Source organism: Enterobacter sp. P82 (assembly GCF_037053385.1).
In the GTDB taxonomy this organism is placed as follows: Bacteria; Pseudomonadota; Gammaproteobacteria; order Enterobacterales; family Enterobacteriaceae; genus Enterobacter.
Window position 1 is genome coordinate 89955 of record NZ_JBALHX010000001.1, and the last position, 26974, is coordinate 116928.

The 26974-nt window shown below is 56.3% G+C and carries 23 protein-coding genes; 16 read left to right on the forward strand and 7 right to left on the reverse strand.

The window, feature by feature from the left end; translation table 11 throughout:
• The first annotated feature begins 191 nt into the window (after positions 1-191).
• The 4 genes from WB237_RS00405 to WB237_RS00420 all read left to right on the forward strand — a co-directional run bounded on the left by WB237_RS00405 (position 192) and on the right by WB237_RS00420 (position 3063).
• The gene (locus tag WB237_RS00405; RefSeq protein WP_336209349.1) at positions 192-575 is read left to right on the forward strand and encodes a SecDF P1 head subdomain-containing protein; all 384 of its coding nucleotides are present in this window, start codon (positions 192-194) and stop codon (positions 573-575) included.
• Between the two features lie 333 nt (positions 576-908).
• Positions 909-1271 carry a YcgJ family protein gene (locus WB237_RS00410; protein ID WP_032666651.1) on the forward strand — a complete coding sequence of 121 codons (363 nt, stop codon included), beginning with the start codon at positions 909-911 and terminating at the stop codon, positions 1269-1271.
• Between the two features lie 218 nt (positions 1272-1489).
• Positions 1490-2686: an NAD(P)/FAD-dependent oxidoreductase gene (locus WB237_RS00415; RefSeq protein WP_336209351.1), complete on the forward strand. Its 1197-nt coding sequence runs from the start codon at positions 1490-1492 to the stop codon at positions 2684-2686.
• Positions 2686-3063 carry a DUF1641 domain-containing protein gene (locus WB237_RS00420; protein WP_336209353.1) on the forward strand — a complete coding sequence of 126 codons (378 nt, stop codon included), beginning with the start codon at positions 2686-2688 and terminating at the stop codon, positions 3061-3063. The genes WB237_RS00415 and WB237_RS00420 overlap by 1 nt, the downstream gene beginning before the upstream one ends.
• A 56-nt stretch (positions 3064-3119) precedes the next feature.
• Here the strand turns inward: WB237_RS00420 and WB237_RS00425 are convergent, their stop codons facing one another.
• Entirely contained in the window at positions 3120-3953 is an 834-nt protein-coding gene (locus tag WB237_RS00425; RefSeq protein WP_028016107.1) for a MurR/RpiR family transcriptional regulator, read from the reverse strand.
• A gap of 292 nt (positions 3954-4245) precedes the next feature.
• Between WB237_RS00425 and WB237_RS00430 the strand changes: the two genes are divergently transcribed.
• The 10 genes from WB237_RS00430 to iolB all read left to right on the forward strand — a co-directional run bounded on the left by WB237_RS00430 (position 4246) and on the right by iolB (position 17359).
• Positions 4246-5751 carry a CoA-acylating methylmalonate-semialdehyde dehydrogenase gene (locus tag WB237_RS00430; RefSeq protein WP_336209356.1) on the forward strand — a complete coding sequence of 502 codons (1506 nt, stop codon included), beginning with the start codon at positions 4246-4248 and terminating at the stop codon, positions 5749-5751.
• An 11-nt stretch (positions 5752-5762) separates the two neighbouring features.
• Positions 5763-7688, forward strand: coding sequence for a 3D-(3,5/4)-trihydroxycyclohexane-1,2-dione acylhydrolase (decyclizing) (gene iolD, locus WB237_RS00435; RefSeq protein ID WP_336209358.1), 1926 nt, complete (start codon positions 5763-5765; stop codon positions 7686-7688).
• Positions 7689-7977: 289 nt separating this feature from the next.
• Positions 7978-8964 carry an inositol 2-dehydrogenase gene (gene iolG, locus WB237_RS00440; protein ID WP_028016110.1) on the forward strand — a complete coding sequence of 329 codons (987 nt, stop codon included), beginning with the start codon at positions 7978-7980 and terminating at the stop codon, positions 8962-8964.
• Positions 8965-8995: 31 nt separating this feature from the next.
• Positions 8996-9925, forward strand: coding sequence for a sugar ABC transporter substrate-binding protein (locus tag WB237_RS00445; protein WP_114977527.1), 930 nt, complete (start codon positions 8996-8998; stop codon positions 9923-9925).
• A gap of 51 nt (positions 9926-9976) precedes the next feature.
• On the forward strand, positions 9977-11524 hold the full coding sequence (locus WB237_RS00450) for a sugar ABC transporter ATP-binding protein (RefSeq protein ID WP_336209362.1): 1548 nt from the start codon (positions 9977-9979) through the stop codon (positions 11522-11524).
• An 11-nt stretch (positions 11525-11535) separates the two neighbouring features.
• Positions 11536-12564: an ABC transporter permease gene (locus tag WB237_RS00455; protein ID WP_010433895.1), complete on the forward strand. Its 1029-nt coding sequence runs from the start codon at positions 11536-11538 to the stop codon at positions 12562-12564.
• An 8-nt stretch (positions 12565-12572) separates the two neighbouring features.
• Positions 12573-13706: a Gfo/Idh/MocA family protein gene (locus WB237_RS00460; protein ID WP_336209365.1), complete on the forward strand. Its 1134-nt coding sequence runs from the start codon at positions 12573-12575 to the stop codon at positions 13704-13706.
• 12 nt (positions 13707-13718) lie between these two features.
• Positions 13719-15623, forward strand: coding sequence for a bifunctional 5-dehydro-2-deoxygluconokinase/5-dehydro-2-deoxyphosphogluconate aldolase (locus tag WB237_RS00465; RefSeq protein WP_336209367.1), 1905 nt, complete (start codon positions 13719-13721; stop codon positions 15621-15623).
• Between the two features lie 11 nt (positions 15624-15634).
• The gene (gene iolE / locus WB237_RS00470) at positions 15635-16525 is read left to right on the forward strand and encodes a myo-inosose-2 dehydratase (protein WP_336209368.1); all 891 of its coding nucleotides are present in this window, start codon (positions 15635-15637) and stop codon (positions 16523-16525) included.
• Positions 16526-16534: 9 nt separating this feature from the next.
• The gene (gene iolB / locus WB237_RS00475) at positions 16535-17359 is read left to right on the forward strand and encodes a 5-deoxy-glucuronate isomerase (protein ID WP_336209370.1); all 825 of its coding nucleotides are present in this window, start codon (positions 16535-16537) and stop codon (positions 17357-17359) included.
• Here iolB and WB237_RS00480 read toward each other — a convergent pair.
• Positions 17325-18539 (reverse strand): MFS transporter, encoded by a 1215-nt coding sequence (locus WB237_RS00480; protein ID WP_336209372.1) that lies wholly within the window; start codon positions 18537-18539, stop codon positions 17325-17327. The genes iolB and WB237_RS00480 overlap by 35 nt on opposite strands.
• 115 nt (positions 18540-18654) lie before the next feature.
• Between WB237_RS00480 and WB237_RS00485 the strand changes: the two genes are divergently transcribed.
• Complete coding sequence (locus tag WB237_RS00485; protein ID WP_442892451.1) at positions 18655-19098, forward strand: winged helix-turn-helix transcriptional regulator; 444 nt, start codon at positions 18655-18657, stop codon at positions 19096-19098.
• Positions 19099-19119: 21 nt separating this feature from the next.
• Here the strand turns inward: WB237_RS00485 and WB237_RS00490 are convergent, their stop codons facing one another.
• The 3 genes from WB237_RS00490 to WB237_RS00500 form a co-directional block, all read right to left on the reverse strand.
• Entirely contained in the window at positions 19120-19863 is a 744-nt protein-coding gene (locus tag WB237_RS00490; protein WP_336209376.1) for an alpha/beta fold hydrolase, read from the reverse strand.
• Positions 19864-19874: 11 nt separating this feature from the next.
• On the reverse strand, positions 19875-20342 hold the full coding sequence (locus WB237_RS00495; protein WP_336209378.1) for a DUF6130 family protein: 468 nt from the start codon (positions 20340-20342) through the stop codon (positions 19875-19877).
• A 208-nt stretch (positions 20343-20550) separates the two neighbouring features.
• Complete coding sequence (locus WB237_RS00500; RefSeq protein WP_114977535.1) at positions 20551-20739, reverse strand: YfgG family protein; 189 nt, start codon at positions 20737-20739, stop codon at positions 20551-20553.
• A 353-nt stretch (positions 20740-21092) separates the two neighbouring features.
• Here WB237_RS00500 and WB237_RS00505 point away from each other — a divergent pair, with 353 nt between their 5' ends.
• Entirely contained in the window at positions 21093-23333 is a 2241-nt protein-coding gene (locus WB237_RS00505; RefSeq protein ID WP_336209382.1) for an EAL domain-containing protein, read from the forward strand.
• A gap of 4 nt (positions 23334-23337) precedes the next feature.
• On the opposite strand, the gene ppx is transcribed toward WB237_RS00505, so the two are convergent.
• A complete protein-coding gene (ppx, locus tag WB237_RS00510) occupies positions 23338-24876 on the reverse strand; it encodes an exopolyphosphatase (protein ID WP_114977538.1) in 1539 nt (512 codons plus the stop codon).
• A 3-nt stretch (positions 24877-24879) separates the two neighbouring features.
• On the reverse strand, positions 24880-26940 hold the full coding sequence (ppk1, locus tag WB237_RS00515) for a polyphosphate kinase 1 (RefSeq protein ID WP_336209385.1): 2061 nt from the start codon (positions 26938-26940) through the stop codon (positions 24880-24882).
• Positions 26941-26974 lie beyond the last annotated feature (34 nt).

Sequence of the window (26974 nt, forward strand, 5' to 3'; positions counted from 1 at the left end):
TTCCTGTATCTATGATATATACGTCAGATCAGGCCAGAGCGTAAATCGTACAAAGATGAAAGGTCATCGTTCGCACCTCGCTCACAGCGGACATCATGCTTCTGTATCTGCTCTGTGCCAAAAGCAGACGTTGATAACGTTGAGATATGTTAATTTATGGGGAGCAGGTCAACAAATAAAAGGAGAAGAAGATGCAAATCAAGTTTGGGGTGTTGTTACTCGTGGTGCTTGTGCCATTGACATCGACTGCAGCAAAAGGGAGTTTTGTTTTTTCGGTCGGTAATGAGAAAACTTCGTTTGACTCTGGATGTGTAAAGTCAATGGATTATGTAGAGAAGGATGAGACAGGTGCAGAAAATTTAGTCTTTAGATTTTCCGATGAATGTGGCAAAAGGTTGTCGGACATGACCCGACAGAATATCGGAAAGCATATGACCATCGCCTACGATGATAATAAAATTACTTCCGCTATGATTGCCTCGCGCCTGAGTACCAGTTTCAGAATATCCACAAAAGACATACCAAGAATAATTTTAATGCAAATACTTAATGATTATGATGGTGTTCGTGATTAACCAGAAAAAAAGCGGCAAATAATAATTTATTTGGCAATGTAAAAGTCATTCATAAATACAATTTCCGTTCTTCGCTCAGAGCGGACCAGCCCCACAAGCCCACTCCCTTTAGAGCATAGTAGTTCAGGTCTCTAAAATCGAATGACTGACCTGAATAGGGACCTTACAATTACCCCCAAACCTGAACTTTCGATGACTGTTTAGGTCAACAAAAAACTAAACAGGGCATTTCCTGTTGAAACTCAGAACCATCCGAGTTTTTTTCGCCCCTCATGATGGTTCTATCGTGCCCGGTACAAATCCGACACTCATTAACCAACGGAGGTTATCATCTTGAACAAGACAATACTCTCATGCTCTGTGGCCGCGCTGCTGGCTGTGTCCGCCATGTCTGCTCAGGCCAGGACCCCGGCCAAACTCCATTCGCCAGTGTCAGGCGTGCTCTGCGACCGATATGTATGCGCCAATGACAAGGGAATTTCCCGTGAGCTGACCGAGAAGTATCTCGGCAAGAAGGCTGCTGCAAACGAGGTGTTCACGTCAAGTGATGTCGATCTGACCGAATTCACCTTTGCTAACGGCATTTTCTGCGATGTGAAGGAAAGGCTTTGCCGTGAAGATCGCTATTATGGCGCCAATGGTCAGCGCTCCGGGGCGGTTTCTAAAAAGTACACAAAGCTGCTCTTTGGTGAATAATAATGATGCAAAAGAGATCACAGTCAGAGGCTACGTTATAGGGATATAAATTATATTTTGCAGCGTATATTTTAAATGATGACATGATTTCCGAAGTTAAATATTTCATTAGGGGTTGTGTTGCGGAATATTGCTCTGTTACTACGCTTTAGCTGAGCGTAACAGTGAAGCGGTCTGGTTACGTGAATTCCCATTCACTACCATGAGCGAATAACGGAATGAAAAACCGCATAATTATTGTCGGTGGCGGCACGGGAGGGACGATTGTCGCCAACCTGCTGGCCAGAAAATTACGACGCGAAATTGCAGCCGGTCAGGTAGAACTGATGCTGATATCCGAATCACCGGTGCACTACTACAAACCCGCGTTTATGTACGTCGCGTTTAATCTCTTTCATCACCATGAACTGGCCCGGTCTGAGCGGCAATTACTGAGTCCGGATATTCAATTTATTACCGATAAAATAGAATCTTTCGATTTTAAACAACGCCGCTTATACAGCGCCAGTAAGAAACACTACGACTGGGACCTGCTGGTTATTGCTACTGGCTGCACACCTTTCCCACAAAAAATCCCTGGCCTTGCTGAAGTGGGCGATCATTTTTACCAATACGCGGCGGCCAGGCAATTAGCCCATAAACTCGCCACCATTAAAAAGGGGCGAATCTTTATCACCGTCTCTTTCCCGGAAACCCCGAATGTGCCCCACCAGTGTGGGATCGCCCCCATCGAGACCACGCTGATGGTTGACGACTATCTGCGTCAGCGTGGCGTACGTAATCAGGTTGAGATTGTTTATACCTATCCGACCGTAGCGCAATTACTGCGAAACTGTCTGTTCCTGCAACGTCCGGTTGGGGAGGCGCTGGGGGATATTTTTGCTGCCAAAGGCATACAGCACCAGCGCGGTTTTACCTTAAGTCATGTCGATCCTGACAGCAAAATCGCGTATTCCGCCGAGGGCGATTCGCAGAACTTCGACATCCTGATGGCCACGCCTCCCATCAGGGCGGTAGAAGCGGTGCGTAATACGGGGCTCAGTGAGATTCAGAATGGAGAAGGCTGGTTGCCGACGGATCACCAAACGCTGGGCGTCTACGGGTTAGAAGGCGTTTATGTGATCGGCGATACCGTCGATCTCCCGATCAGTAAAGCTGGCGGGTCGTGCCATAACCAGGCTCCGATCATTGTCGATAATATTGTGGCGGAACTGTATGGCAGACCACCCGGAAGCGGTAATCATTACGATGGCCGGGTTCAGGCCGTCGCGCAGATGGGGCTCTGGGCGGGGATGCCGCTGGTATATGACTATCGCAATGATGTGACGCCGGTGCCTGCGACAAAACTCGGTGGCATGCTGCGAAACGGTTTTAACCGTGGACTGTATTGGGGTGTCGTGAGGGGGATGTTCTGATGAGCGAACAGGAACAATTGCTGAAAAATCTTGCTCCGCTTATGGTCGGCAATCGCCTGAATAATCTTGTTGATTTGCTCGCCCTGGTGGCGGACCTGCTTGAAATGACCGATAACGCGATGGTCGAAAAACTGGCCGGCGTTTTTGAAGATGTTGTGACTGTCGGCTGGGAAGGCGGAACTGCGCTACGCATGGCATGGGGAGAGCAAATTAACCGGGAAGGGGATGTTTCGCTTCGGCAGGTGTTCTCAATGCTGAACGATCCAGATACCCGTCGCGGCATTATGCTTCTACTGCGCGTTTTGCAGATTACGGGGCAACGCCTGAGTGCTCTCTCATCCGTAGACTATCCGGAGTGTACTGAAATAAAGAACTGACCAAAATGCCGGGGGGGCGGCTGTGCCGTTCCCGGCCGGCAAAAGGGCAATGCAGACTATTTGTCCCCACTTCCCAACCTGTACGCCAGCGCCACCACCAGCGACTGCACCAGGCACAGCGTTGCTGACTGGGAGCGGAACGCATCCACCTGTGCCTCTTTCACCACAAAACAGAGATCGCTGAACGTTGCCAGCGGGCTGATCTGGCTATCCGTAATCACAATCTGCCGAGCGCCGACGCTGGCTGCGGTTTCGCTGACCATCACCGTCTCTTCCGCGTACGGCGAGAAGCTGATCGACACCACAATATCTCGGGCCTTAATGCGGCTGATCTGCTCGCGCAGCATCCCGCCCATGCCGTCGAGCAGGATAGGGCGGCACTCGAGGTGGCTCAGAGCATAGGTCAGATAGGCCGCGACGCTGAAGGAACGGCGTAAACCGGCGATGTAGATGGTGTCCGCATCGGCCAACAACTGCACGGCGCGCTCCAGCATTTCTGGTTCGGCGCGAGCGGCCAGTTGCTGTAACGCCTGCGCATTCGAGCGGGCGAATTCCTGCAGGATATCGAGCGGTGTTTCCGGTACGGCCTCGCTCTCCATTTCGCGGAACAGCCGGGCGCGGTCGCTGTAGCTGGCGGTCTCCTCCACCAGGTTCATGCGAAACAGCTGTTTCATCTCGTTGAAGCCGGTGAAGTCGAAGGCGTTGGCGAAGCGGATGAGCGTCGATGGTGGTACGTCGGCGCGCTCGGCAATGACAGCAACCGTATCAAAGGCCACGCTGTTGGTGTTATCAAGCACATAGCGGGAAACCTGCTGCAGCCTCTTGCTCAGGCTATCGTAGCGATCGCGGATTTGCTGCTGCAGTTCGTTCAGGCTGGTTGCTGTCGTCATGTTATCCCCCAAATACAGTCATATGATTCTAAACGCAAAACCGCGTCTTTTAAATGTCGGCCATCCATCTGGCAGCAAAAATGAAACAGAAGCTTCAGTCATTTCCTCGCCCGAAATCCCTTAATAGCTCAGGCTGAGTCAGTGATGTTGGCTGTTAACATAAAAATCCATCCTTGATCACAATAATCATCATTTATTTTATTTCAACTTAAAATGGAATATTTGTTTCATATATAGTGTTCAGTACACAACGTTCAGGTAACAGTCACGTATCAACAGCGAGAGGTTAAGGATGGAGACGGTAGCGAATTTTATTCACGGCGAATGTGTCACCGGTTCAGGCCAGCGCGTTCAGGCGATCTTCAACCCGGCCACTGGTGAACAAATCCGCCAGGTGGTGATGAGCACGGCACAGGAAACCGAACAGGCGATTGCCGCAGCACAGCAAGCGTTTCCCGCGTGGGCACGTTTTGCTCCACTCAAGCGCGCGCGTGTGATGTTCCGCTTCAAAGCGTTGCTGGAAGAGAATATGGAGCGTCTGGCCCGTATCATCAGCGAAGAACACGGTAAGGTCTTCTCAGACGCAGTAGGTGAACTGACCCGTGGCCTGGAAGTGGTGGAATTCGCCTGCGGCATCCCGCATCTGCAAAAAGGTGAACACTCTGCGAACGTCGGCACGGGCGTCGACAGCCACTCGCTGATGCAGCCGCTCGGGGTCTGCGCCGGGATCACGCCGTTTAACTTCCCGGCGATGGTACCAATGTGGATGTTCCCGATTGCGCTGGCGACAGGTAACACCTTCGTGCTGAAACCGTCGGAAAAAGATCCCTCTCTGGCGCTCGCCCTGGCGAAACTGCTGAAAGAGGCTGGCCTGCCGGACGGCGTGTTCAACGTAGTGCAGGGGGATAAAGAGTCCGTTGATGTGCTCCTGACCGACCCACGCGTGCAGGCGGTGAGCTTTGTTGGCTCAACGCCGATTGCCGAATACATTTACCAGACCGCGTCCGCCCGCGGTAAGCGTTGTCAGGCGCTCGGCGGCGCGAAAAACCACTGCATTTTAATGCCGGATGCCGACATGGATATGGCGACAAACGCCATCATGGGCGCGGCTTTTGGGGCGGCGGGGGAGCGCTGCATGGCGCTCTCTGTGGTGCTGGCCGTGGGCGATAAAACCGCCGATGATCTCTGCGCCCGGCTGGAAAAACAGATCGCCGCGCTGCGCGTCGGTCCGGGGCTGGACCAGAAGCCAGAAAACGAGATGGGGCCGCTGATCTCCGCCGCGCACCGCAGCAAAGTGTTGGGCTATATCGACAGTGGCGAAGCTCAGGGGGCGAACCTGCGCGTGGACGGGCGTGGCTTAAGCGTGAAGGGTCACGAGCAGGGCTATTTCGTTGGGCCGACGCTGTTCGATAACGTCACCCCGGAGATGACCATCTATAAAGAAGAAATTTTTGGCCCAGTGCTTTCTGTGGTGCGCGTAGCAGATTACGCCAGCGCGGTGGATCTGATTAACCGCCACGAATATGGTAATGGCTCGGCTATTTTCACCCGTGACGGTGGCTGCGCGCGCCGCTTCTGTGAAGAGGTGCAGGCGGGCATGGTGGGGGTCAACGTGCCGATCCCGGTGCCAATGGCATTCCACAGTTTCGGTGGCTGGAAGCGTTCCATCTTTGGTGCGCTAAATGTTCACGGGAACGATGGCGTGCGTTTCTACACCCGAATGAAAACCATCACTGCACGCTGGCCGGAAATGCAGCAGGAGACAGGCGCTGCGTTCTCCATGCCGACGCTGGGCTGACAGGGGGTTTTATGCAAACCGAACGTATGACCATGGCCCAGGCGCTGGTCAGATTCCTTAATCAACAATACGTTAGCGTTGATGGTAACGAAACACCCTTTGTGGAGGGCGTGGCAACGATCTTTGGGCACGGTAACGTGCTCGGTATCGGCCAGGCGCTGGAGCAGGATCCCGGCCATCTGCAGGTGATGCAGGGCTGTAACGAGCAGGGGATTGCCCATATGGCGACGGGATTCGCCAAACAGCATCGCCGCCAGCGTATTTTTGCCGTCACCTCATCCGTTGGGCCAGGTGCTGCCAATATGGTGACGGCGGCCGCGACGGCCACGGCGAACCGTATTCCGCTCCTGCTGTTGCCGGGCGATATCTACGCCAGTCGCCAGCCTGACCCCGTGTTGCAGCAGATCGAGCAGTATCACGATCTCAGCATCAGTACCAACGACTGCTTCCGCCCGGTTTCCCGCTACTGGGACCGTATCAACCGTCCTGAACAGCTCATGAGCGCGATGTTAAGCGCGATGCGAACGCTTACTGACCCCGCAAATACAGGGGCGGTGACCATTTGCTTACCTCAGGATGTGCAGGGGGAAACCTGGGATTACCCCCTGAGTTTCTTTGCGCGTCGGGTGCACCACATTGAACGTCGTCCGCCTGACCCGCAGCGGCTGGCGCAGGCTCAGGCATTGATTGCCCGCAAGCGCCGTCCGCTGGTGGTATGCGGCGGTGGTGTGCGTTACTCCGGTGCGCATGAGGCGTTACGGGAATTTGTTGAAACGCTGCAACTGCCGTTTGCCGAAACCCAGGCCGGAAAGGGGGCGCTGGTAAGTGACCACCCGCTTAATCTGGGGGGCGTCGGTGTGACGGGCGGAATGGCCGCCAACCGGCTTGCGCCGCAGGCTGACTTAGTGATTGGCATCGGCACGCGCCTGACCGATTTTACCACCGGCTCCAAGGCGCTCTTTTCCCATCCGGATGTCGAGTTCCTGCTGCTGAACGTGGCCGAGTTTGACGCCCTGAAGCTGGATGCCACCGCGCTGATTGCCGATGCCCAAACCGGGCTGACGGCCTTGACCCAAGCGCTGAAAGATTACCGCAGCGGCTGGGGAGAGGCGATTGCCCAGGCGCAATCTGCCTGGCGCGACGAATGCCGTCGCCTGTGGGATCGCCAGTGGCATCCTGACGACGCTCCCGAAGTGGCGGGGCACCTTGATGCGCAGCTCATGGAATACGGTGAAACGCTCAACACGCATCTGACTCAGACGCGGGTGTTGGGGCTCATTAATCAGCATATTGAAGATAACGCCATTGTGGTGGGGGCGGCCGGATCGCTGCCAGGGGATTTGCAACGCCTCTGGCAGGTCAAAACGCCGGACAGTTACCACCTGGAGTACGGTTACTCCTGTATGGGGTATGAGGTCGCAGCGGCCATTGGCGCGAAGCTGGCAAAACCTCAGCAGCCGGTGTATGCCATGGTAGGCGATGGTTCGTACATGATGCTGCACTCAGAGCTGCAAACCGCCGTACAGGAGGGCATTAAGGTCACCATTCTGCTGTTTGATAACGCCAGCTTTGGCTGCATTAACAACCTGCAGATGGGGCACGGAATGGGCAGCTTTGGCACGGAAAACCGCTACCGCAACCCGAAAACGGGTCGGCTTGACGGGCCACTGGTGAAGGTCGATTTTGCGCAAAACGCGGAAAGCTACGGCTGTCGTGCATGGCGAGTTCATGACGAGCAAAGCCTGCTGACGGCGCTGGAAGCCTCGCGCGCCCACCCGGGGCCGACGCTCCTCGACATCAAAGTACTGCCGAAAACGATGACCCATGATTACGCGTCATGGTGGCGAACCGGCGATGCGCAGGTGGCAGAGTCGCCAGCGGTGCGCCAGGCCGCCGAGCAAACGCAGGCTCAGGTGAAAAAAGCCCGTCAGTATTGAGTTTTCCTGCCGTAACGAAATTTTCATTTCATTTTTCTTTTTCCCCTCACCCTGACCCTCTCCCAACGGGAGAGGGGACGGTACGGTGTGGTTTTTACTCCCTCGCCCCTTTGTAATGGAGGGGCATACCTTCCGCCATGTTGTGAGATTGATAACAAAATTTATCTCATACATCTCAAAAGTGTTAACCCGCACTCAAAAACATAATTTTCACTATTTATAAAAATGAAATAAATGTTTTATTTATAGTGTCGTTAGTTCACAGCATTCACCAACACCGGGAGCCGTTATGTTTAACATTGCTTTACTGGGCGCTGGCCGAATTGGCCAGGTACATGCAGCTAACATCGCCAGCCACAGTGCGACCACGCTCTGGTCCGTGGTTGACCCGAATCAGGAATTCGCCACGCGTCTCGCCACGCAATATCAGGCGCGTCAGCAGAGCCTGGATGAGGCGATGACCGACCCGAACGTTCATGCCGTACTGATCGCCTCCGCGACCGACACCCACGCGGATCTGATTGAAATGGCCGCCCGTCATGGCAAAGCCATCTTCTGTGAAAAACCGGTACACCTTGATCTTGCCCGCGTACGCGACTGCCTGAAGGTGGTCAAGGAGTATGACGTACCGCTGTTTATCGGTTTTAACCGTCGCTTTGACCCGCAGTTCCGTCGCGTGAAAACCGACGCTCAGGCCGGGCGTATCGGCAAACCGGAATCGCTGCTGATCATCTCCCGCGATCCGTCTCCACCGCCTGCGGAGTACGTGCGTGTTTCCGGCGGCATGTTCCGCGATATGACCATTCATGACTTTGACATGGCGCGCTTCATCATGGGTGAAGAGCCGGTGTCGGTGTACGCCCAGGGCAGCAATCTGGTGGATCCGGCGATTGGCGAAGCGGGAGATATCGACACCGCGTTTATCGTTCTGAAATATGCCTCCGGCGCGATGGCGACCATCGTCAACAGTCGCCGCTCTTCATACGGCTACGACCAGCGCCTGGAACTGCACGGCTCCGAAGGGCTGCTGTGCGCGGGCAATATCCTTGAAAACCAGGTGCAGCACTACGGCAAACAGGGTTGCACCAGCGCGCTGCCGGAACACTTCTTCCTGCAACGCTACAAATCCGCTTACGCCGCGGAATGGGAACACTTTGTTGCGGTCCTGCGCGGCGAAGCGGTGCCTGATTGCAGCGGCGATGATGGTGAACGTGCGCTGTACCTCGCGGATAAAGCGCTGGAATCACTGCGTTGCCAGCGCGAGATCGTCCTCTAAACACAACAACCCTACACAGAGAGACATAATAATGAAAAAACTGATCTTAGCCGCCCTCATCGCTATGACATCCGGGGCAGCCATAGCCGAAAACGAGCAAATTGTTTTCAGTACGCCAAACCTGGCCATGCCGTTTGAAGTTCACATGCAGCGCACGGCGGTGAAAGCCGCAAAAGAGATGGGCGTGAAACTTCAGGTACTGGACGGGCAGGGCAGCTCACCGAAGCAGGTGGCTGACCTGGAAAACGCCATCACCCGTGGTGCGCAGGGCTTTATCGTCTCCCCGAACGATGTGAACGCAGTCTCCAGTGCGGTAGATGAAATTCAGGATGCGAAGCTGCCGGTTGTAACGCTTGATCGTTCCGTCGATAGCCAGAAAAAAGTGCCGCACTTTGGTGCCAATAACTACAAGGGCGGCCAGGCGATTGGCGACTTCGTCAAAACCAAATTCCCCAACGGCGCGGAGATCATTCTGTTGACCGGTCAGCCGGGCTCCTCCTCCAACATTGAACGCACCAAAGGGATCCGCGACAGCCTGAAGGCTGGCGGGGATAAGTACAAGATCGTCGCCGATCAGACCGGCAACTGGATGCGTTCGGAAGGGATGCGCATTGTCGAAAGCGTTCTGCCGTCGCTGCCAAAACGTCCGCAGGTGATTCTCTCCGCCAACGACGATATGGCGCTGGGGGCGATTGAGGCGCTGCAGAGTCAGGGTGTGAAGCCGGGCGAAATTCTGGTGACCGGCTTTGATGCGGTACCGGAAGCACTGGCCCGCGTGCGCGACGGCTGGCTGGCGGTAACGGCGGATCAGCGCCCGGGCTTTGCGGTGACCACGGCGATGAGCCAGCTGGTGGCTAACGTACGTGAGAAAAAAGCCATCACCGGGGCGGACTATCCGCCGACGCTGATCACCAAAGAGAACCTGCAGCAGGCTGAGCGTATTGCTGAGGCCGGTAACTGATTTGTCCGGAGCCGCCGTACGGGCGGCTCCCCATAAATAAGGAGCAGGCTGATGTCGCAACCCTTACTGAAAGTAACCGACCTGGCAAAAAGCTTTTCCGGCGTATGGGCGCTGAGCAGTGCCCAGCTCACCGTCGGCACGGGTGAAATTCACGCTTTGCTGGGCGAAAACGGCGCCGGGAAATCCACGCTGTTGAAGGCACTCGCGGGCGCACAGCCGCAAACGCGCGGGGAGATCTGGTTCAACGGCGAAACGCTGCCGGTGGACGACTCCCCGGTAGAGCGGCAGAACAAGGGCATTATTACCATCTATCAGGAATTCAACCTGCTGCCCAACATGACCGTCGCGGAAAACATGTTTCTCGGACGCGAACCGCGCAAACGTAACCTGATTGTCGACGAAAAAGCGGTCAATCAGGAAGCGCAGGTGATTCTCGATTATCTGCAACTGAATGTCGCACCGACCACGCCCGTCGCTCGTCTGAGCGTGGCCCAGCAGCAAATGGTGGAGATTGCCCGGGCGCTGACCCTCAATGCCAGGCTGATCATTATGGATGAACCCTCCGCCGCCTTGAGTGACAGCGAGGTGGAAAGCCTGCACCGCGTGGTGCGGGAGCTTAAAAACCGTGGTGTGAGCATTATTTATGTTACTCACCGCCTGCACGAAGTTTTCCAGCTCTGCGACCGCTTCACCGTTTTCCAGGATGGCCGTTTCACCGGCACCGGCGCGGTAGCGGAGACTAACGTAGAGCAGTTGATCCGCCTGATGGTAGGGCGTGACGTGGCCTTTAACCGCCGCCCAGCCAGTGAAACCCACCATGAAGACAAACCTGTCCGTTTGTCGGTGAAGGGGTTAAGCCGGGAAAAACCGCCGCTGGATCCACACGGCATCGCTCTGCATGACATCAGTTTCCACGTCCACGCCGGGGAAGTCTTAGGGATTGCCGGGCTGGTGGGGGCTGGCCGTACCGAGGTGGCGCGCTGCCTGTTTGGCGCTGACGCCTTTACTTCGGGCAGCTTTGAGCTGGACGGCGTGCCGTACCAGCCACGTGACCCCCTGTATGCCCTCGATCAGGGGGTGGCGCTGGTTCCGGAAGACCGTAAAAAAGAGGGGGCGGTGCTGGGGCTGTCGATTCGCGACAACCTGTCGCTCTCCTGCCTCTCCTCGTTGCTGCAGTGGCGCTGGTTCGTGAATACCCGAAAAGAGGACGACCTGATTGAGTCCTACCGCCAGGCTCTGCAGATCAAAATGGTCAACAGCGCGCAGGAGGTGCGCAAGCTCTCCGGCGGCAACCAGCAGAAAGTGATCCTCGCGCGCTGCATGGCGCTCAACCCGCGGGTGCTGATTGTCGATGAGCCGACACGTGGTATCGACGTCGGGACCAAATCGGAAGTACACCAGGTGCTGTTTGATATGGCGAAAAAGGGCGTGGCGGTGATTGTGATCTCCTCCGATCTGCCTGAAGTGATGGCGGTGTCTGACCGGATCATCACCCTCAGTGAAGGCCGGGTAACTGGCGAGATCCACGGTGACGACGCTAACGAAGAACGGCTGATGACGATGATGGCCATCAACCACAACGCCCTGAACGCGGCATAACGGAGTTTCTCATGACGCAGATGATTTCTAAAACGCAGGCCCCGGTCAAACGCGCCGGACGCATCGATCCCATCGCCTTCTTCGAGCGCTTCGGGGTACTGATTTTCATGATCCTGCTGCTGATCTTCTTCCAGTCGCAGAACAGCAACTTTTTCTCTGAACGCAATATTTTCAACATACTGACCGAAGTCTCCATCTACGGGATCATGGCTGTGGGGATGACCTTCGTTATTCTGACTGCCGGGATCGACCTCTCCGTGGGCTCTATTCTGGCGGTGTGCGCCATGACCGCGGCGTACGTGATCAAAGGCGACAACTTCACCACCGTCGACCCGAACGCCTGGGGCGGCATGAGCTGGCTGATTGGGCTGGGGATTTGTCTGGCCATGGGCACGGCGATTGGTTTCCTGCACGGTCTGGGCGTCACCCGCCTGCGCCTGCCGCCGTTCATCGTTACCCTCGGAGGGATGACCATCTGGCGCGGTCTGACGCTGGTGATTAACGATGGCGCGCCGATCGCCGGTTTCGATCCGGGCTATCGCTGGTGGGGGCGCGGCGAGCTGCTCGGCATCTCCATTCCGATCTGGATCTTTGCCATCGTCGCCATCGGCGGTTATCTGGCGCTGCATAAAACCCGCTGGGGGCGCTTCGTCTACGCCATCGGTGGCAACCCGGAGGCGGCACGTCTGGCTGGGGTGAACGTGAAGCGCGTGCTGGTCAGTGTCTATGTGCTGATTGGCTGTCTGGCTGGGCTGGCGGGCTTTATCCTGAGCGCCCGTCTGGGGAGCGCCGAGGCGGTGGCCGGGATCTCCTTTGAGCTGCGCGTTATTGCTTCAGTAGTAATTGGCGGCACGTCGTTGATGGGGGGATATGGACGCATCGGCGGCACGATTATCGGCTCCATCATCATGGGTATTCTGATTAATGGTCTGGTACTGATGAACGTCTCGGCCTACTACCAGCAAATTATCACCGGATTAATTATCGTTCTGGCGGTGGCATTCGACACCTATGCCAAGAGCCGTCGCGGCGCACTGTGAGGATCACGATGAAAGAGGTTCGTATTGGATTGATTGGCACCGGGTATATCGGCAAGGCGCACGCCATTGCCTATGCCCAGGCCCCGACGGTGTTCAACCTGCGCGGCAAACTGGTGCGTGAGATGGTGGCGGAGGTGAACCCGACGCTGGCGGCAGAACGCGCGCAGGCGTTTGGCTTCAATCGCTCAACCGGTGACTGGCGGGCGCTGGTGGCCGACCCGGCCATTGATGTGGTGGATATTTGCTCCCCCAACCATCTGCATAAAGAGATGGCGCTGGAGGCGATCCGTCACGGCAAGCATGTTTACTCGGAGAAGCCGCTGGCGCTGAATGCCCACGACGCGCGTGAGATGGTCGACGCCGCGAAGCGGGCAGGGGTGAAAACGCTGGTGGGGTTCAACTACATGAAAAACCCGACGGCGCAGCTGGCGAAAGAGATTATTGCGCGCGGCGAAATTGGAGAGGTGATCCACTTCTACGGCACCCACAACGAAGACTATATGGCCGACCCGCTTTCCCCCATTCACTGGCACTGTTTTAAAGAGACCGCCGGACTGGGCGCTCTGGGTGATCTGGCGGCGCATATCGTCAATATGGCCCAGTACCTGGTGGGGGAAATTGAGCAGGTCTGCGGCGACCTGAAAATTGTGGTGCCGGCGCGTCCGGCGAAGGCCGGAACGTCGGAAATGGTCGCCGTGGAAAATGAAGATCAGGCCCACGCGATGGTGCGATTCGCGGGTGGGGCGCAGGGCGTCATTGAAACTTCCCGCGTTGCCTGCGGCCGCAAGATGGGGCTGTCGTATGTGATCACCGGGACGAAAGGTGCCATCAGTTTCACTCAGGAGCGGATGGCGGAGCTGCAGCTCTATCTGCATGACGATCCGGTGAACCGTCAGGGGTTCCGTACATTGCTGGTCGGCCCGGCACACCCGGACTACGGCGCGTTCTGTATGGGGGCAGGCCACGGTATTGGCTTTAACGATCAAAAAACGGTGGAAGTGCGCGACCTGGTAGACGGCATCGCCGCCGACGCACCGATGTGGCCGGACTTCGAAGAGGGCTGGAAGGTCTCGCGCGTGCTGGATGCCATCGCACTCTCACACCAGCAAGGCCGCTGGCTGAACGTGAATGACATTGTCTGAAGAGGGTTCAACGTGGAAAAGCAGTTTGATGTGATATGCATGGGCCGCGTGGCGGTAGACCTCTACAGCCAGCAGATTGGTGCCCGTCTGGAGGATGTGTCGAGCTTCGCCAAGTATCTCGGCGGCTCGTCCGGCAACGTGGCGTACGGCACCGCGCGTCAGGGCTTACGCTCGTCAATGCTGGCGCGCGTCGGCGATGAACATATGGGGCGTTTCCTGCGGGAAGAGTTAAACCAGGTGGGCTGCGATACCAGCCATCTGATCACCGATAAAGAACGCCTCACGGCGCTGGTGCTACTCGGCATTAAAGACCGGGACACCTTTCCTCTGATTTTTTATCGCGATAACTGCGCGGATATGGCGATTACCGCCAGCGATGTGGACGAAAGCTACATTGCCTCCGCACGGTGTCTTGCCATCACCGGGACTCACCTTTCTCACCCGCAGACCCGTGAGGCGGTGCTGACGGCGCTGAATTACGCCCGCCGTCACGGCGTGCGCACGGTGCTGGACATCGACTACCGTCCGGTGCTGTGGGGGCTAACCTCCCTAGGCGACGGCGAAACGCGCTTTATCGCCGCCGATCAGGTCACCCGCGAGCTACAGGAAGTGCTGCACCTCTTCGACGTCATTGTCGGCACCGAAGAGGAGTTTCATATTGCGGGGGGCAGCACCGATACGTTGCAGGCACTGGCGCAGGTGCGCCACGTCAGCAAGGCGACACTGGTGTGCAAGCGCGGCGCGCTGGGCTGTTCGGTGTATACCGATGCCATTCCCCCTCGTCTGGACGACGGCCTGACGGTGACCGGCGTGCGCGTGGAGGTGCTTAACGTCCTTGGCGCGGGGGATGCGTTTATGTCCGGCCTGCTGCGCGGTTACCTGAACGACGAGGGCTGGGAGCAGGCGTGCCGCTACGCCAACGCCTGTGGGGCGCTGGTGGTCTCGCGGCACGGCTGTGCGCCCGCTATGCCGAGCAAAATCGAGCTGGATGATTATCTCTCCCGCGCCGCGCTCGTTCCGCGCCCGGACCTTGACCCGCGTCTTAACCATCTCCACCGGGTGACCACCCGCCGCCGCGAATGGCCGGAGCTGTGCGTGATGGCCTTCGATCACCGCAGCCAGCTTGAGGATATGGCGCTGCAGTGCGGCGCGTCGCTCAAACGTATTCCGGCCCTGAAGCAGCTGATCCTGCAGGCCAGCCGCGAGGCGGCAAGCTCTGCCGGACTGGAGGGGAAAGCCGGTCTGCTGTGCGATGGCACATTTGGTCAGGATGCGCTGAACGCCATTACCGGGGAAGGGTGGTGGATCGGTCGTCCTATTGAGTTGCCGGGCTCACGTCCGCTGGAGATGGAGCACGGCAACATTGGTACCCAGCTTATCAGTTGGCCGCAGGAGCATGTGGTGAAGTGCCTGGTCTTTTTCCATCCGGAAGATGCCCACGGCCTGCGTCTGGAGCAGGAGCAGAAAATCGCTGAGGTGTACCACGCCTGCTGTCAGTCCGGGCATGAGCTGCTGCTGGAGGTGATATTGCCCGCCAGCATGCCGCGCAGCGACGAGCTTTACCTGCGCGCCATCTCCCGTTTCTACAACCTCGGTATTTACCCCGACTGGTGGAAACTACCGCCGCTCTCCGCCGACGGCTGGACGGCATTAAGCGAGATTATTGAGCGCCGGGACCCGCACTGTCGCGGCGTGGTGATTCTCGGTCTGGATGCTCCGGCGGAACAGCTGCGTGCCGACTTCAAAGCCGCCGCGGGGCAGGCGCTGGTGAAAGGCTTCGCCGTGGGGCGCACGCTGTTTGGCGATGCCTCCCGCGCATGGCTGAAACACGATATTGACGATGCGCAGCTGGTGGCGCGCATCCGGGACAACTACCTGCAGCTTATCGCCTGGTGGCGCGAGCGCGGACACGCATAATGGAGACGACAATGAGTGTACAACTGGGCATCAACCCGCTGACGTGGACGAACGACGATCTGCCTTCACTGGGCGCAGAGACATCTCTGGAGACCTGCCTGAGCGAAGGGAAAGAGGCCGGATTCGCGGGTTTCGAACTGGGCAATAAATTCCCGCGCGAAGCGCGCCTGCTCGGCCCCATTTTGCAGAGCCATGACCTGCAGCTGGTCTCCGGCTGGTATTCCGGCCGTCTGCTGGAGCGCAGCGTCGAGGACGAGATTGCTGCCGTGCAGTCGCATCTAACGCTGCTGCGCGAGCTGGGGGCGAAGGTGCTGGTTTTTGCGGAAGTGAGTGGCTGCATTCACGGTGAGCAGCAGACGCCGGTTCATCTGCGCCCACGTTTCCCGCAGGAACGCTGGAAAGAGTATGGCGAGAAGCTCACGGCGTTCGCCCGCTATACGCAGCAGCAAGGGGTACAGATTGCCTACCACCATCATATGGGCACGGTGATTGAGTCCGCTCAAGACGTGGACAACCTGATGCTCCACACGGGTGAGGAAGTGGGTTTACTGCTGGATACTGGCCACCTGACCTTTGCCGGGGCCGATCCGCTGGCGGTGGCGCAGCGTTGGGCATCGCGAATCAATCATGTTCACTGCAAAGATGTGCGTGCCGACGTGCTGGCGGATGTCAAAAACCGCAAAACCAGCTTCCTCGATGCGGTGCTGAGCGGCGTGTTTACCGTACCGGGCGACGGCTGCGTGAACTACCCGCCGATTATGCAACTGCTGAAAACGCAGGATTATCACGGCTGGCTGGTGGTGGAGGCGGAACAGGACCCGGCGATTGCCCATCCGTTGACCTACGCCCGTCTGGGATATAACAACCTGAGCCGCCTGGCGCGCGACGCCGGGCTTATCTGAGGAGGTGACATGTCACGTCTGTTATCACGCTGGCAACAGCCGAACGCTGAGGGGCGGACTCAGTCTGTCACGCCGGAAAGCGCCGGATGGGGATATGTTGGCTTTGAGGCCTATGAACTTCAGGAAGGGCAGCAGCTGACGCTGCCCGCTGTCAGTGAAGAGCGCTGTCTGGTGCTGGTGGCCGGGCGCGCTTCCATCAGCACGCCTTCTGCACAGTTTACTGACATCGGCGAGCGGATGAGCCCGTTCGAGCGCATTAAACCCTGGGCGGTGTACGTCACCTCACAGGAGACGGTGCAGGTGAAGGCGCTAACGAAAGTAGAGCTGGCGGTCTGCGCCGCACCGGGCAAAGGGACGCATCCTACGCGGCTGATTGCCCCCCAGGATATCGACGGCGAAGCGCGCGGCAAAGGCCACAACCAGCGCTACGTGCATAACATCCTGCCGGAAGACAAACCCGCCGACAGCCTGCTGGTGGTGGAGGTCTGGACCAACGAAGGCTGTACCAGCTCGTACCCGAGCCATAAGCACGACACGGATAACCCGCCCCAGGAGACGTATCTGGAGGAGACCTACTATCATCGCCTCAATCCGGAGCAGGGGTTCTGCATGCAGCGGGTTTACACCGACGACAGAACACTGGATGAGTGTATGGCGGTCTATAACCGTGACGTGGTGATGGTGCCGAAGGGCTATCACCCGGTGGCGACGATGGCCGGGTATGACAGTTATTACCTCAACGTGATGGCCGGCCCGGTGCGCAAATGGATGTTCACCTGGGAAGAGGACCACGCGTGGATTAATCGGGATTATCCTGCAGATAGCGGTGGCTAACGCGGGTTAGCCACCAGAACACCAGCGCCAGCAGGCTGACCGAGGCGCCAAGCAGGCAGACGCCCGGCCAGCCAGCATGGGCATACGTCATCGTTGTGCCGAGCGCGCCGAGCCCGCTGCCGACGGCATAAAACAGCATGTAAAGCCCTGCCAGCCGGCTGTGCGCCTCGGGACGGGTGCGGAAAATCATGCTCTGATTAGTGACGTGCAGCGCCTGACCGCCCAAATCGAGCAGTATGATGCCGATAAGCAAGATCCCGAGTGAACGGTCCATCAGCGACAAGGGCCACCAGGCTAACAGTAAGATACTCAGCGCCGCCGCGCTGGTGCGTTGGGCATATCCCCGATCGGCCCAGCGTCCTGCCCGGCCAGCCGCCAGCGCGCCCACCGCGCCAGCCAGTCCAAACGCGCCAATCGCTGTATGCGAAAAGTTAAACGGCGGTGCGCTCAGCGGCAGCACCAGCGCGCTCCAGAAAATGTTGAACGATGCAAACATCAGCAGCGCCAGCACGCCGCGTATCTGCAGCACTTTTTCCTGCCGCAGCAGCGTGAGCATTGAGCCAATCAGCCGCGGATAGCTCATCGTGGCAGTGACGGCTGGCAGGGTGGGGAGTCGCCACCACAGAGGTAACGCAATCATGAGCATCAGCGCGGCAGCACAAAGATAGACCCCGCGCCAGCCTGCGATATCGCTGATGCCACCGGCAAAGACGCGAGCGAGCAGCAAACCTATAAACACGCCGCCTTGTGCCGCGCCGACAACGCGCCCCTGTTCATGGGGCGACGCTGCGCTGGCGGCGTAGGCGATCAGCCCCTGCGTCATGGCCGTGCCCAGCATACCGGTCGCAAGCATACCGATAAGCAGCGCTGAAGAGGACTGTGCCATGCTGACGGAAACCAGGGCCACCACCAGAGCAATCAGCTGTACTGCCATGAGTCGTCGACGATCCACTTTGTCACCCAGAGGAACGACAAGCAAAAGAGCCAGCGCGCAGCCAATTTGTGTCGCAGTCACCACGCCCCCCACGGCCGCATGGCTAATGCCGAAATCGTTCGCCAGCGCGTCAAGTAAAGGCTGGGCGTAATAGACGTTTGCCACGCTTAGGCCGCTGGCGGTGGCGAACAGCCAGACCATGCTGCGCGGCATGTCGGCTGAAGGAAGGGCTGACGTCAGTGACATATTCAAAATCCTCGCCTGTGATAACCTGGTTTTAAAATGAAACTGGTTGAATGCTAGGTTATGTAGTTTTAAAATGCAACTGGTTATAGGGGAGGCTTTGCGAGGAAAACAGGTGATGTCCCGAAAAACAGTAAAAGAGGAATATTGTCCCGTTGCCCGCAGTGTTGACCTGCTCGGGGATCGCTGGTCGCTTCTTATTGTACGTAATGCGTTTGACGGCATGACGCGCTTCGGCGATTTTCAGCGCAGCCTGGGCGTGGCGCGCAACATCCTTTCTGACCGGCTTCGCAAGCTGGTTGAGGCGGACATCCTGACGTTACAGGGGGCATCAGACGGCACGGCTTATCAGGAATATGTTCTGACCGACAAAGGTGAACGTCTTTTTCCCGTGATCGTGGCGCTGCGTCAGTGGGGAGAGCAAAATCTGTTTTCACAGGGCGAGCGCCACTCGCTGCTGGTTGACAGGCGGACCGGCAAGCCGGTTCCCTTTATGGCACCAGCAGCGCATGACGGCACTGCGCTGCTGTCGGTGGATACGGAAGTGCAGAAGATCGAATGATCTGCCGGGACGTCACACAGGTTAATTGCTGCTTATCGCCTGCTCAATCGTCCGGGCGATGACCTCAGGCTCGCTCACCATCGACACGTGGCTCGCCGCCACCTCGGTGGTTTTTGCGTGGATCGCCTTCGCCATCGCACGTTCCAGATCGGGGTTGATCATCCGGTCATTTTTGCTGACTACAAACCAACTGGGTTTTTCATGCCACGCCGCGTGGGTTATCTTTTCCCCAAACGCATCAGCCTTGATTGGCCCCTGCGTGGCTGCGATAGCGTTTCGTTCTCCTGCTTTCACATCCGGTGCGAAGTCCTTCCTGACCGCTTCTGTCGGCAGGTATAAATAACCGTCCGTCGTTTGGGCAATGCCCTTACTGCCCGGCGGAGCGGGGTAGGTATTTGCCAGTTCTGCCGTTGACTGACCGGACTCCGGCGCGAACGCCGCCACATACACCAGCGATTTTACCCGCGCATCGTTGCCTGCTTCGCTAATCACGGTGCCTCCCCAGGAGTGGCCCACCAGCACCACATTCCCGTGTGCACGGGCGATGGCTCGCTGCGTGGCCGCTACGTCATCTTTTAGCGATGTGAGCGGCAACTGGACGGCTATAACCTCGGTGTGTTGTTTTTGCAAAAGAGTAATCACCTTATTCCAGCTGCTGCCGTCGGCAAACGCGCCATGCACCAGCACCACGCTGGTTTTACTCTCCGCCAAAACACTGGCCGAAATCGCCAGCAAACCCGCTGTCAGTAACGATAATGCTTTCATCTTCAGGCTCCTCAGAAATGGTGGACCGGCGCATGCGCTGGCACGGTGAATTCAAGGGTTTTATGGTCAAGAGGCTTATGCGTTGGGTCGGCCAGAATAATGGTCACCTTGTGTTTTCCAGCGGGCAGTCCCACCAGAATCACCGGTTCACCGCTGGTGTCCGCCCAGTGCCAAGGGGCGTCATCCACCACAACATGAATGTGGCCGATACGCGGAGTGACTTTCAGCGCGTCGGGCCCAAATACCGGTTCAATGCGCAGGTTTTCGGCCCGATACTGAATAAACACCGCGCCTTTGCTCAGCGGACCAGCAAGGGGTGGATCGACGATCAGTTTTGCGGGCGGTTGTGGGTGTTCCAGCGGCGCAACGGCGGCGGGACCGTTAACGTCAGCGGCGCTGAGGTTGTCCAGAGGGGCGGCCTGGACATATGCGACGGATGCCAGAGCAAGTAGGGGTAAAAGTGTGTATCGACGAATCATCGGTATCTCCCCTCATCGGTTCTGAATGACGACAGGGAAAGAAAACCATTTTTATGTATCGGAGATATTTGCCGGAGGCGGCGTTTTGTACCCGTTTGTCAGTGCGGCGCTCTGGATACAGTGCGATACAGTTTGCCGGGCTGCAGGATAAGATCCTCAGCAAAGGGATTGCAGGCATTATTCGAAGAGTGCAAAACCATCCGGCGGGTCAGCGGTCAGTCATGTCGACGGTCAGGCTGGATTGCTGCGACTGGACCTTGTCCTGATGGTGATACCAGGCACCAATAGAGGAATAAACGAAGCGGCCAAAGAAAAACAGGAAGCTGATGAGCAGTATGATGCGGGTCATTCGGGTGTTAAATCGATGTCGTTTGCGCATACGCGTGGCCTGACTCACTGTGTTTTTCCTGGACATGCCCTTCTGGGCGATAAGGATATTAAGGCACAGCGGGAAGAGGGGGTCAATTCTGCAATGTGTAAATAACCGTCAACAGTTACATTAATTAATGTTATTGAAAATAATTAATGCATTTACCATATTGATAATATGAAGGAAGTTTTTGCAAAAAAGTCAGTGAAAAAGATTATTTGCATAAAGTAGTTTGATTTAAGTCAACGGATTCCCTGTCCTGATATTTAAAATCCTCCCTCCACACTGTTCGCCCTAAACATTGCCGGGCGGCGCGCACGTCAGGTCGGATGCCTGTCTTTATTTTCCCTCTGGAGAGAAAGGGGTTTAACCGGGCATCTATGAACATTATTGCTTTCCTGAAAAACAATGAAGACCGCTGGTGGGCATTGCCGCTTATTTTACCTGTGGTTTTACTTCCCCTGCTGAGCGTCGCGAATACGTTCACGCAACTGGGCGAAGGTATTGTCGCACTCTATTATTTACCCCTCTCATTTTTGCTCTCACTGATGATGTTCTTTGGCCTGGAAGCGCTTCCCGGGATCGCGTTGTCGCTGTTTATCCGCTATTACCCGTCGGGTGGGATGTTTGAAACCGTCGCCACTATGCTCCATTTTATCGTCCCGATAGTGCTCAGTTGGGGGGGATACCGGGTGTTTGCTCCCGGACGCAGTATGACGGCGTACGGGGACATCCGGCTGATGGCGCAGCGCATTTTCTGGCAGGTTTTCTGCCCCGCGACGCTATTTCTGGTGCTGTTTCAGTTTGCGGTTTATCTGGGGGTATACGAGAGTCGCCAGAGCCTTGCGGGATTATCCCCCCTGAATATTCGTACGCTCATTAACTATCAGACACTGCTGGTCAGTGGGCTGACGGGGGTACCTCTGAGCTATCTGCTGATCCGCCTGATTCGCCATCCGCGTTACATCAAAAGCCTCATCTCACAGATTCGTATGCAGATAGAGAAAAAGGTGACGGTCACTGAGTTTTTGATTTGGGTGTTTGCCCTCGGCGGACTGCTTTCGCTGCTGTTGCTCCCCATGAATGAAAACAGCTCAATTTTTTCCACCAACTACACCCTGTCGTTATTGATGCCGGTGATGCTCTGGGCCGCGATGCGCTTTGGCTATAAGCTGGTGTCGCTGATCTGGACGCCAGTCTTGCTGGTGTCCATTCACTATTTTTACCGCTATATCCCGTTGCATCAGGGTTATGACATTCAACTGGCGATCACCTCTTCCAGCTATCTGGTCTTCTCGTTCGTGGTGATTTACATGTCGATGCTGGCGACTCACCAGCGAACCGTGAATCAACGCTCCCGCAGACTGGCGCTACTCGACCCTGTCGTACATATGCCTAATCTGCGCTCGTTATTACACGATCTGGCTAAAAACCCGTGGTCGGCGCTTTGTTTACTGCGTATTCCTGAGCTTGAAATTTTGGGGCGAAATTACGGCGTGTTGCTGCGCATTTTGTACAAACAGCAGCTGGCGCAATGGATTAATGACACACTCCAGCCTAATGAGAAGGTCTACCACCTGACCGGGTGCGACCTGGCAATTCGACTCAACGCGGAATCCCACCAGCAGCGGATTGAAACCCTGGATGAGCATATCAAACAGTTCCGCTTTGTCTGGGATGGCATGCCGCTGCAGCCTCAGGTGGGTGTGAGCTACTGCTATGTGCGGTCACCGGTGAACCATCTCTATCTGGTCCTGGGTGAGCTAGGGGTGGTCGCGGACTTATCGCTCTCTTCTAACCATCCGGAAAATCTTCAGCAGCGTGGTGCTGTCCATTTGCAGCGCAGTCTGAGGGATAAAGTCGCGATGATGAGCCGTCTGCAAAGGGCTCTCGATAACAATGAATTTACGCTGTTAGTCCAGCCCGTTTGTGGCCAGCGGGGCGATCGCTACCACGAAGTCTTATTACGGATGCAGGATGCAAATGGGGTATTGATCTCTCCTGAACACTTCCTGCCTGTTGCGCAGGAGTTTGGTCTGTCGTCGCGGGTAGATTTATGGGTGCTGGACCGCACGTTACGCTTTCTGGCAACACATCGCGAAAGGCTGCCCGGCCAGCGGTTTGCCATTAATCTGGCCCCTTCAACCGTTTGCAGAGTGCAGTTCCCGCTTGAGGTAAGTCGTTTGCTGACGAAATACGCCATCGAACCGTGGCAACTGATCTTTGAGGTGACAGAGTGCAGTACGTTTGGCAGTGCAGAGCAGGCGCAACAGATCCTCGGGCAGTTGCAGAAGATGGGGGTATGCATTGCCATTGATGATTTCGGTACCGGTTATGCAAGCTATGCCCGGCTGAAAAGCGTCGACGCTGATATTCTCAAAATCGACGGCAGTTTTGTGCGAAACATCGTTAATAACAGTCTGGATTATCAGATTGTGGCGTCTATCTGCCATCTGGCGCGAATGAAGAAAATGCTGGTGGTGGCAGAGTATGTCGAGACCGAAGAGATACGTAGCGCGGTTCACGCGCTAGGTATTGATTATGTGCAGGGATACCTGATAGGCAGACCGGCACCGCTTGAGTCACTGCTGGAGGCAGAGGCGTCCCCCGCGGACGCCTGAGCCGTTACGCAGCGACGTCGGCACTTTCTTCTTCAATTTTGAGTAGCCAGCCGGTGACGGCTTCCCAGTACTGCTGCTCTTTTTCCAGGTCCAGTAGAACCAGCGCGTTCTGGCTAAACCAGTCGTGCGGGAAGCTCAGCGTCCAGTGGTGATCGTCGGTTTTCAGCTTCAGTGTTGGCGGTGTGGTGGTGGCCTGACGCTGATTATTAAGCAGCACGCCCAAACGCAGGAGCTGAATAAGCGGCAGGAACTGCTTTTTCTTAAACAGTGTGAAGCGGGGCAGGTCGTCAAGCTTGATGGCTTTGCGGTGATAACGTACCAGGGTGGCCATCATGGTCTGCTGCTCCTGGTTGAAGCCTGGCAGATCGCTGTTTTGCAGAATATAAGCCGAGTGGCGATGCATCCCGCTGTGGTTAATGTTCAGCCCCACTTCATGTAACATGGCAGCCCATTTCAGCAGGGCGGCAAGCTGTGGATGCGCCAGCTTAGGGTTCTGTTCCTGCCATTGGTCGTACATCTGAACGGTCGTTTCCAGCACACGCTTTGCCTGCTCACGATCGATGTTGTACTGGTTTGCCAGGCTTTGTGCAGTGCGGCTGCGAATATCCTGATGGCGGAAACGGCCTTCCATCTCATACAGCACACCTTCACGCAGGGCGCCGTCAGAAAGACGCAGCTCCTTGATGGCCAGCGCATCAAACACACCGCAGAGGATAGCCAGACCCGGCACAAACACCGCTTTACGCTCATCGGAAAGACCCGGGAGGCTCAAGGCGTCAAAACTTTTATGCTTCAGCACTTCTTCAGTCAGCAATGTCAGGCGTTCAGGCGTGATAAACCCGTCTTTCTCGCCCATCGCCAGCAGCACTTCATGGGCCGCTTTGATGGTACCCGACGCGCCCAGCGCCACATTCCAGCCCTGAATACGGTACTGCCAGGCCAGGTTTTCCAGTTTCTGGATAGCGGCCATACGCGCCCGCTGGAAGTTTTCACGGGTGATGGTGCCACCCGGGAAATACATCTGCGCGAAGCTGACGCAACCCATGCGACGGCTTTCCACCAGACGTGGCTCAAAGTCTTCACCGATCACCAGCTCAGTTGAACCGCCGCCAATGTCGATCACCAGCTTGCGCCCCTTTTCCGGCTGGGTGTGCTCAACCCCCATGAAAATCAGACGCGCTTCCTCGTTACCGGAGATGATCTCAATTGGGTAGGGGATCACTTTTTCTGCCCGCTTGAGAAATTCAGGCGCGTTCAGTGCCTGGCGCAGCGTGTGAGTACCCACGATGCACACGCTGGAAGGCGAGAAGCCCTGCAGACGTTCAGCAAACAGCGACAGGCAGTTCAGGCCGCGCTCCATTGCCTCTTCGCTAAGCATGCTGCGTTCATCAAGACCGTCCGCCAGGTGTACACGCTGCTTCAGACGACCAATGATCTGCAACGCGCCATCCACCTCACGGGCGATGACCATGTGGAAACTGTTAGAACCAAGATCGACCGCGGCAAATTCCTGCGGGCGTGGGGTCTTATCATTTATCGGCATAGGTTAATCGGGTTGCTCGAGTGATTTGATATAGTCGTAAATCGCCAGTTGCGACCGCACTTTACGGCGGTTGCCGCGCGGTACATAGCGGTTACTGAGTTCTTTGTCGATATAGCGTGCTTTCACCGTATCGCTGAACAGAATCTCGATGATATCGAGGATCTGCTGCTTCAGTCGCGGATCCAGCAGCGGTGCCGCGACTTCAATTCGGTAGTCAATATTGCGCGTCATCCAGTCTGCCGAAGAGAGGTAAACCTGTTTGTCACCCGCATTATCGAAAATATAGACGCGATCATGTTCCAGGTAACGGTCAACAATGCTGATAACGCGAATATTGTCGCTGATGCCTTCCAGTTCAGGGATCAGGGAGCACATGCCGCGGATCAGCAGGTTTACCGGCACACCGGAACTGGACGCCGCGTACAGGCGGTCAACCAGCCCTTTGTCGACCAGATTGTTGAGCTTCAGCGTGATGCCGGATGACAACCCTTTCTGAGCATTAGCGATCTCTTTATCGATCATATCGTACAGCAGACGGCGCGAGTTCTGCGGCGAGACCAGCAGATAATCGAAATTCACCGGGCGGTATGGGTTCTCAATAAAGTTAAATACTCTGCGTACCTCGTTTGTGATGCGGGCATCAGCGGTCAGCAGCGAGTAGTCAGTATAAATTCGTGCGGTTTTCTCGTTGAAGTTCCCGGTACCGATGTGGGCATAACGCACCACGTCGTCACCCTCTTTACGGGAGATCAGGAACAGCTTGGCGTGAATTTTCAGGCCTGGAGCAGAGAAAATAACGTGAACGCCAGCTTCCGTCAGACGACGAGCCCAGTGAATGTTGGCTTCTTCGTCGAAACGGGCCTGCAACTCAACGACCACGGTCACTTTCTTACCGTTGTGCGCGGCATGGATCATTGCATCGATGATGCGTGAATCTTTGGCCACGCGGTAGATGTTGATTTTGATTGCCAGCACGCTCGGGTCGAAGGAGGCCTGGCGCAGCAGTTCCAGCACGTGTTCAAACGTGTGATACGGATAGTAGAGCAGGACGTCACGTTCGCGAATCGCGTCGAATCCGTTGCGGAATTTGTCGAACCACAGATGGCGCAGGCGCGGCAGCGGCTTGTTCACCAGATTGGCTTTGCCGACGTTCGGGAAGCCAATAAAGTCTTTAAAGTTGTGGTAACGGCCACCCGGCACAATGGAGTCATAGCGCGAGATGGTCAGCTTCTCGCGCAGCATCTCCACCATGGCGTCCGGCATATCGCGCTGATAAACAAAGCGCACCGGCTCGGCCGTCAGGCGCTGTTTCAGGCTGGACGACATCAGCTCCATCAGGCTGGCTTCCATCTCGTGCACCAGGTCATATTCGGCGTCACGGGTCATCTTCATGGAATAGGCGTTTAACGCATCGTAATCGAAGAAGCCTTTGAAGATGTCGTCCAGACAGTAGCGCAGGATGTTATCCAGCAGGATCATCGGTTTGCGTCTGCGCGGGGTTTCCGGCGGCAGGTTCACAAACCGTGGCACCTTGTCGGACGGGATCTCAAGCAGCGCGTAGCGGATCGAATCACCGCGGATAATTTCCACTGCCAGGTAGGTGTAGTCATCTTTCAGGAACTGCACCAGGTCGGTTTCACGGTTGATCAGAATCGGGGTGATGTGCTGACGCAGATACTGTTTGAAGTAATGGCGCAGCCAGTTTTGTTGGTTAACGGAAAGCTGTCGTTCGTTAATCAGGAAGATTTGATTGCGTGCCATTTCCAGCAGCAGTTCGTTATACAGGCCGTCAAATTCCTGATCGGCTTTCAACACGCGGGACTGGATTTTGCCCAACAGATGCCGCGAGTGAGAGTTTAAGCCCTGTTCTTCGCTGATGATGATTCGCCGTTTCAGCTCGGCAAAACGAACCTTGTAGAACTCATCCAGATTGTTGGAGTAAATACCCAAAAAACGCATGCGCTCGATCAGCGGGTTACTTTTGTCAGCCGCTTCCTGGAGTACACGTTCGTTGAATGCTAACCAGCTTAGCTCTTTCTCGATATATAACTTTTCCTGACCCATTACAGCTCACACTCCAGTTCAATCACAGGACGTG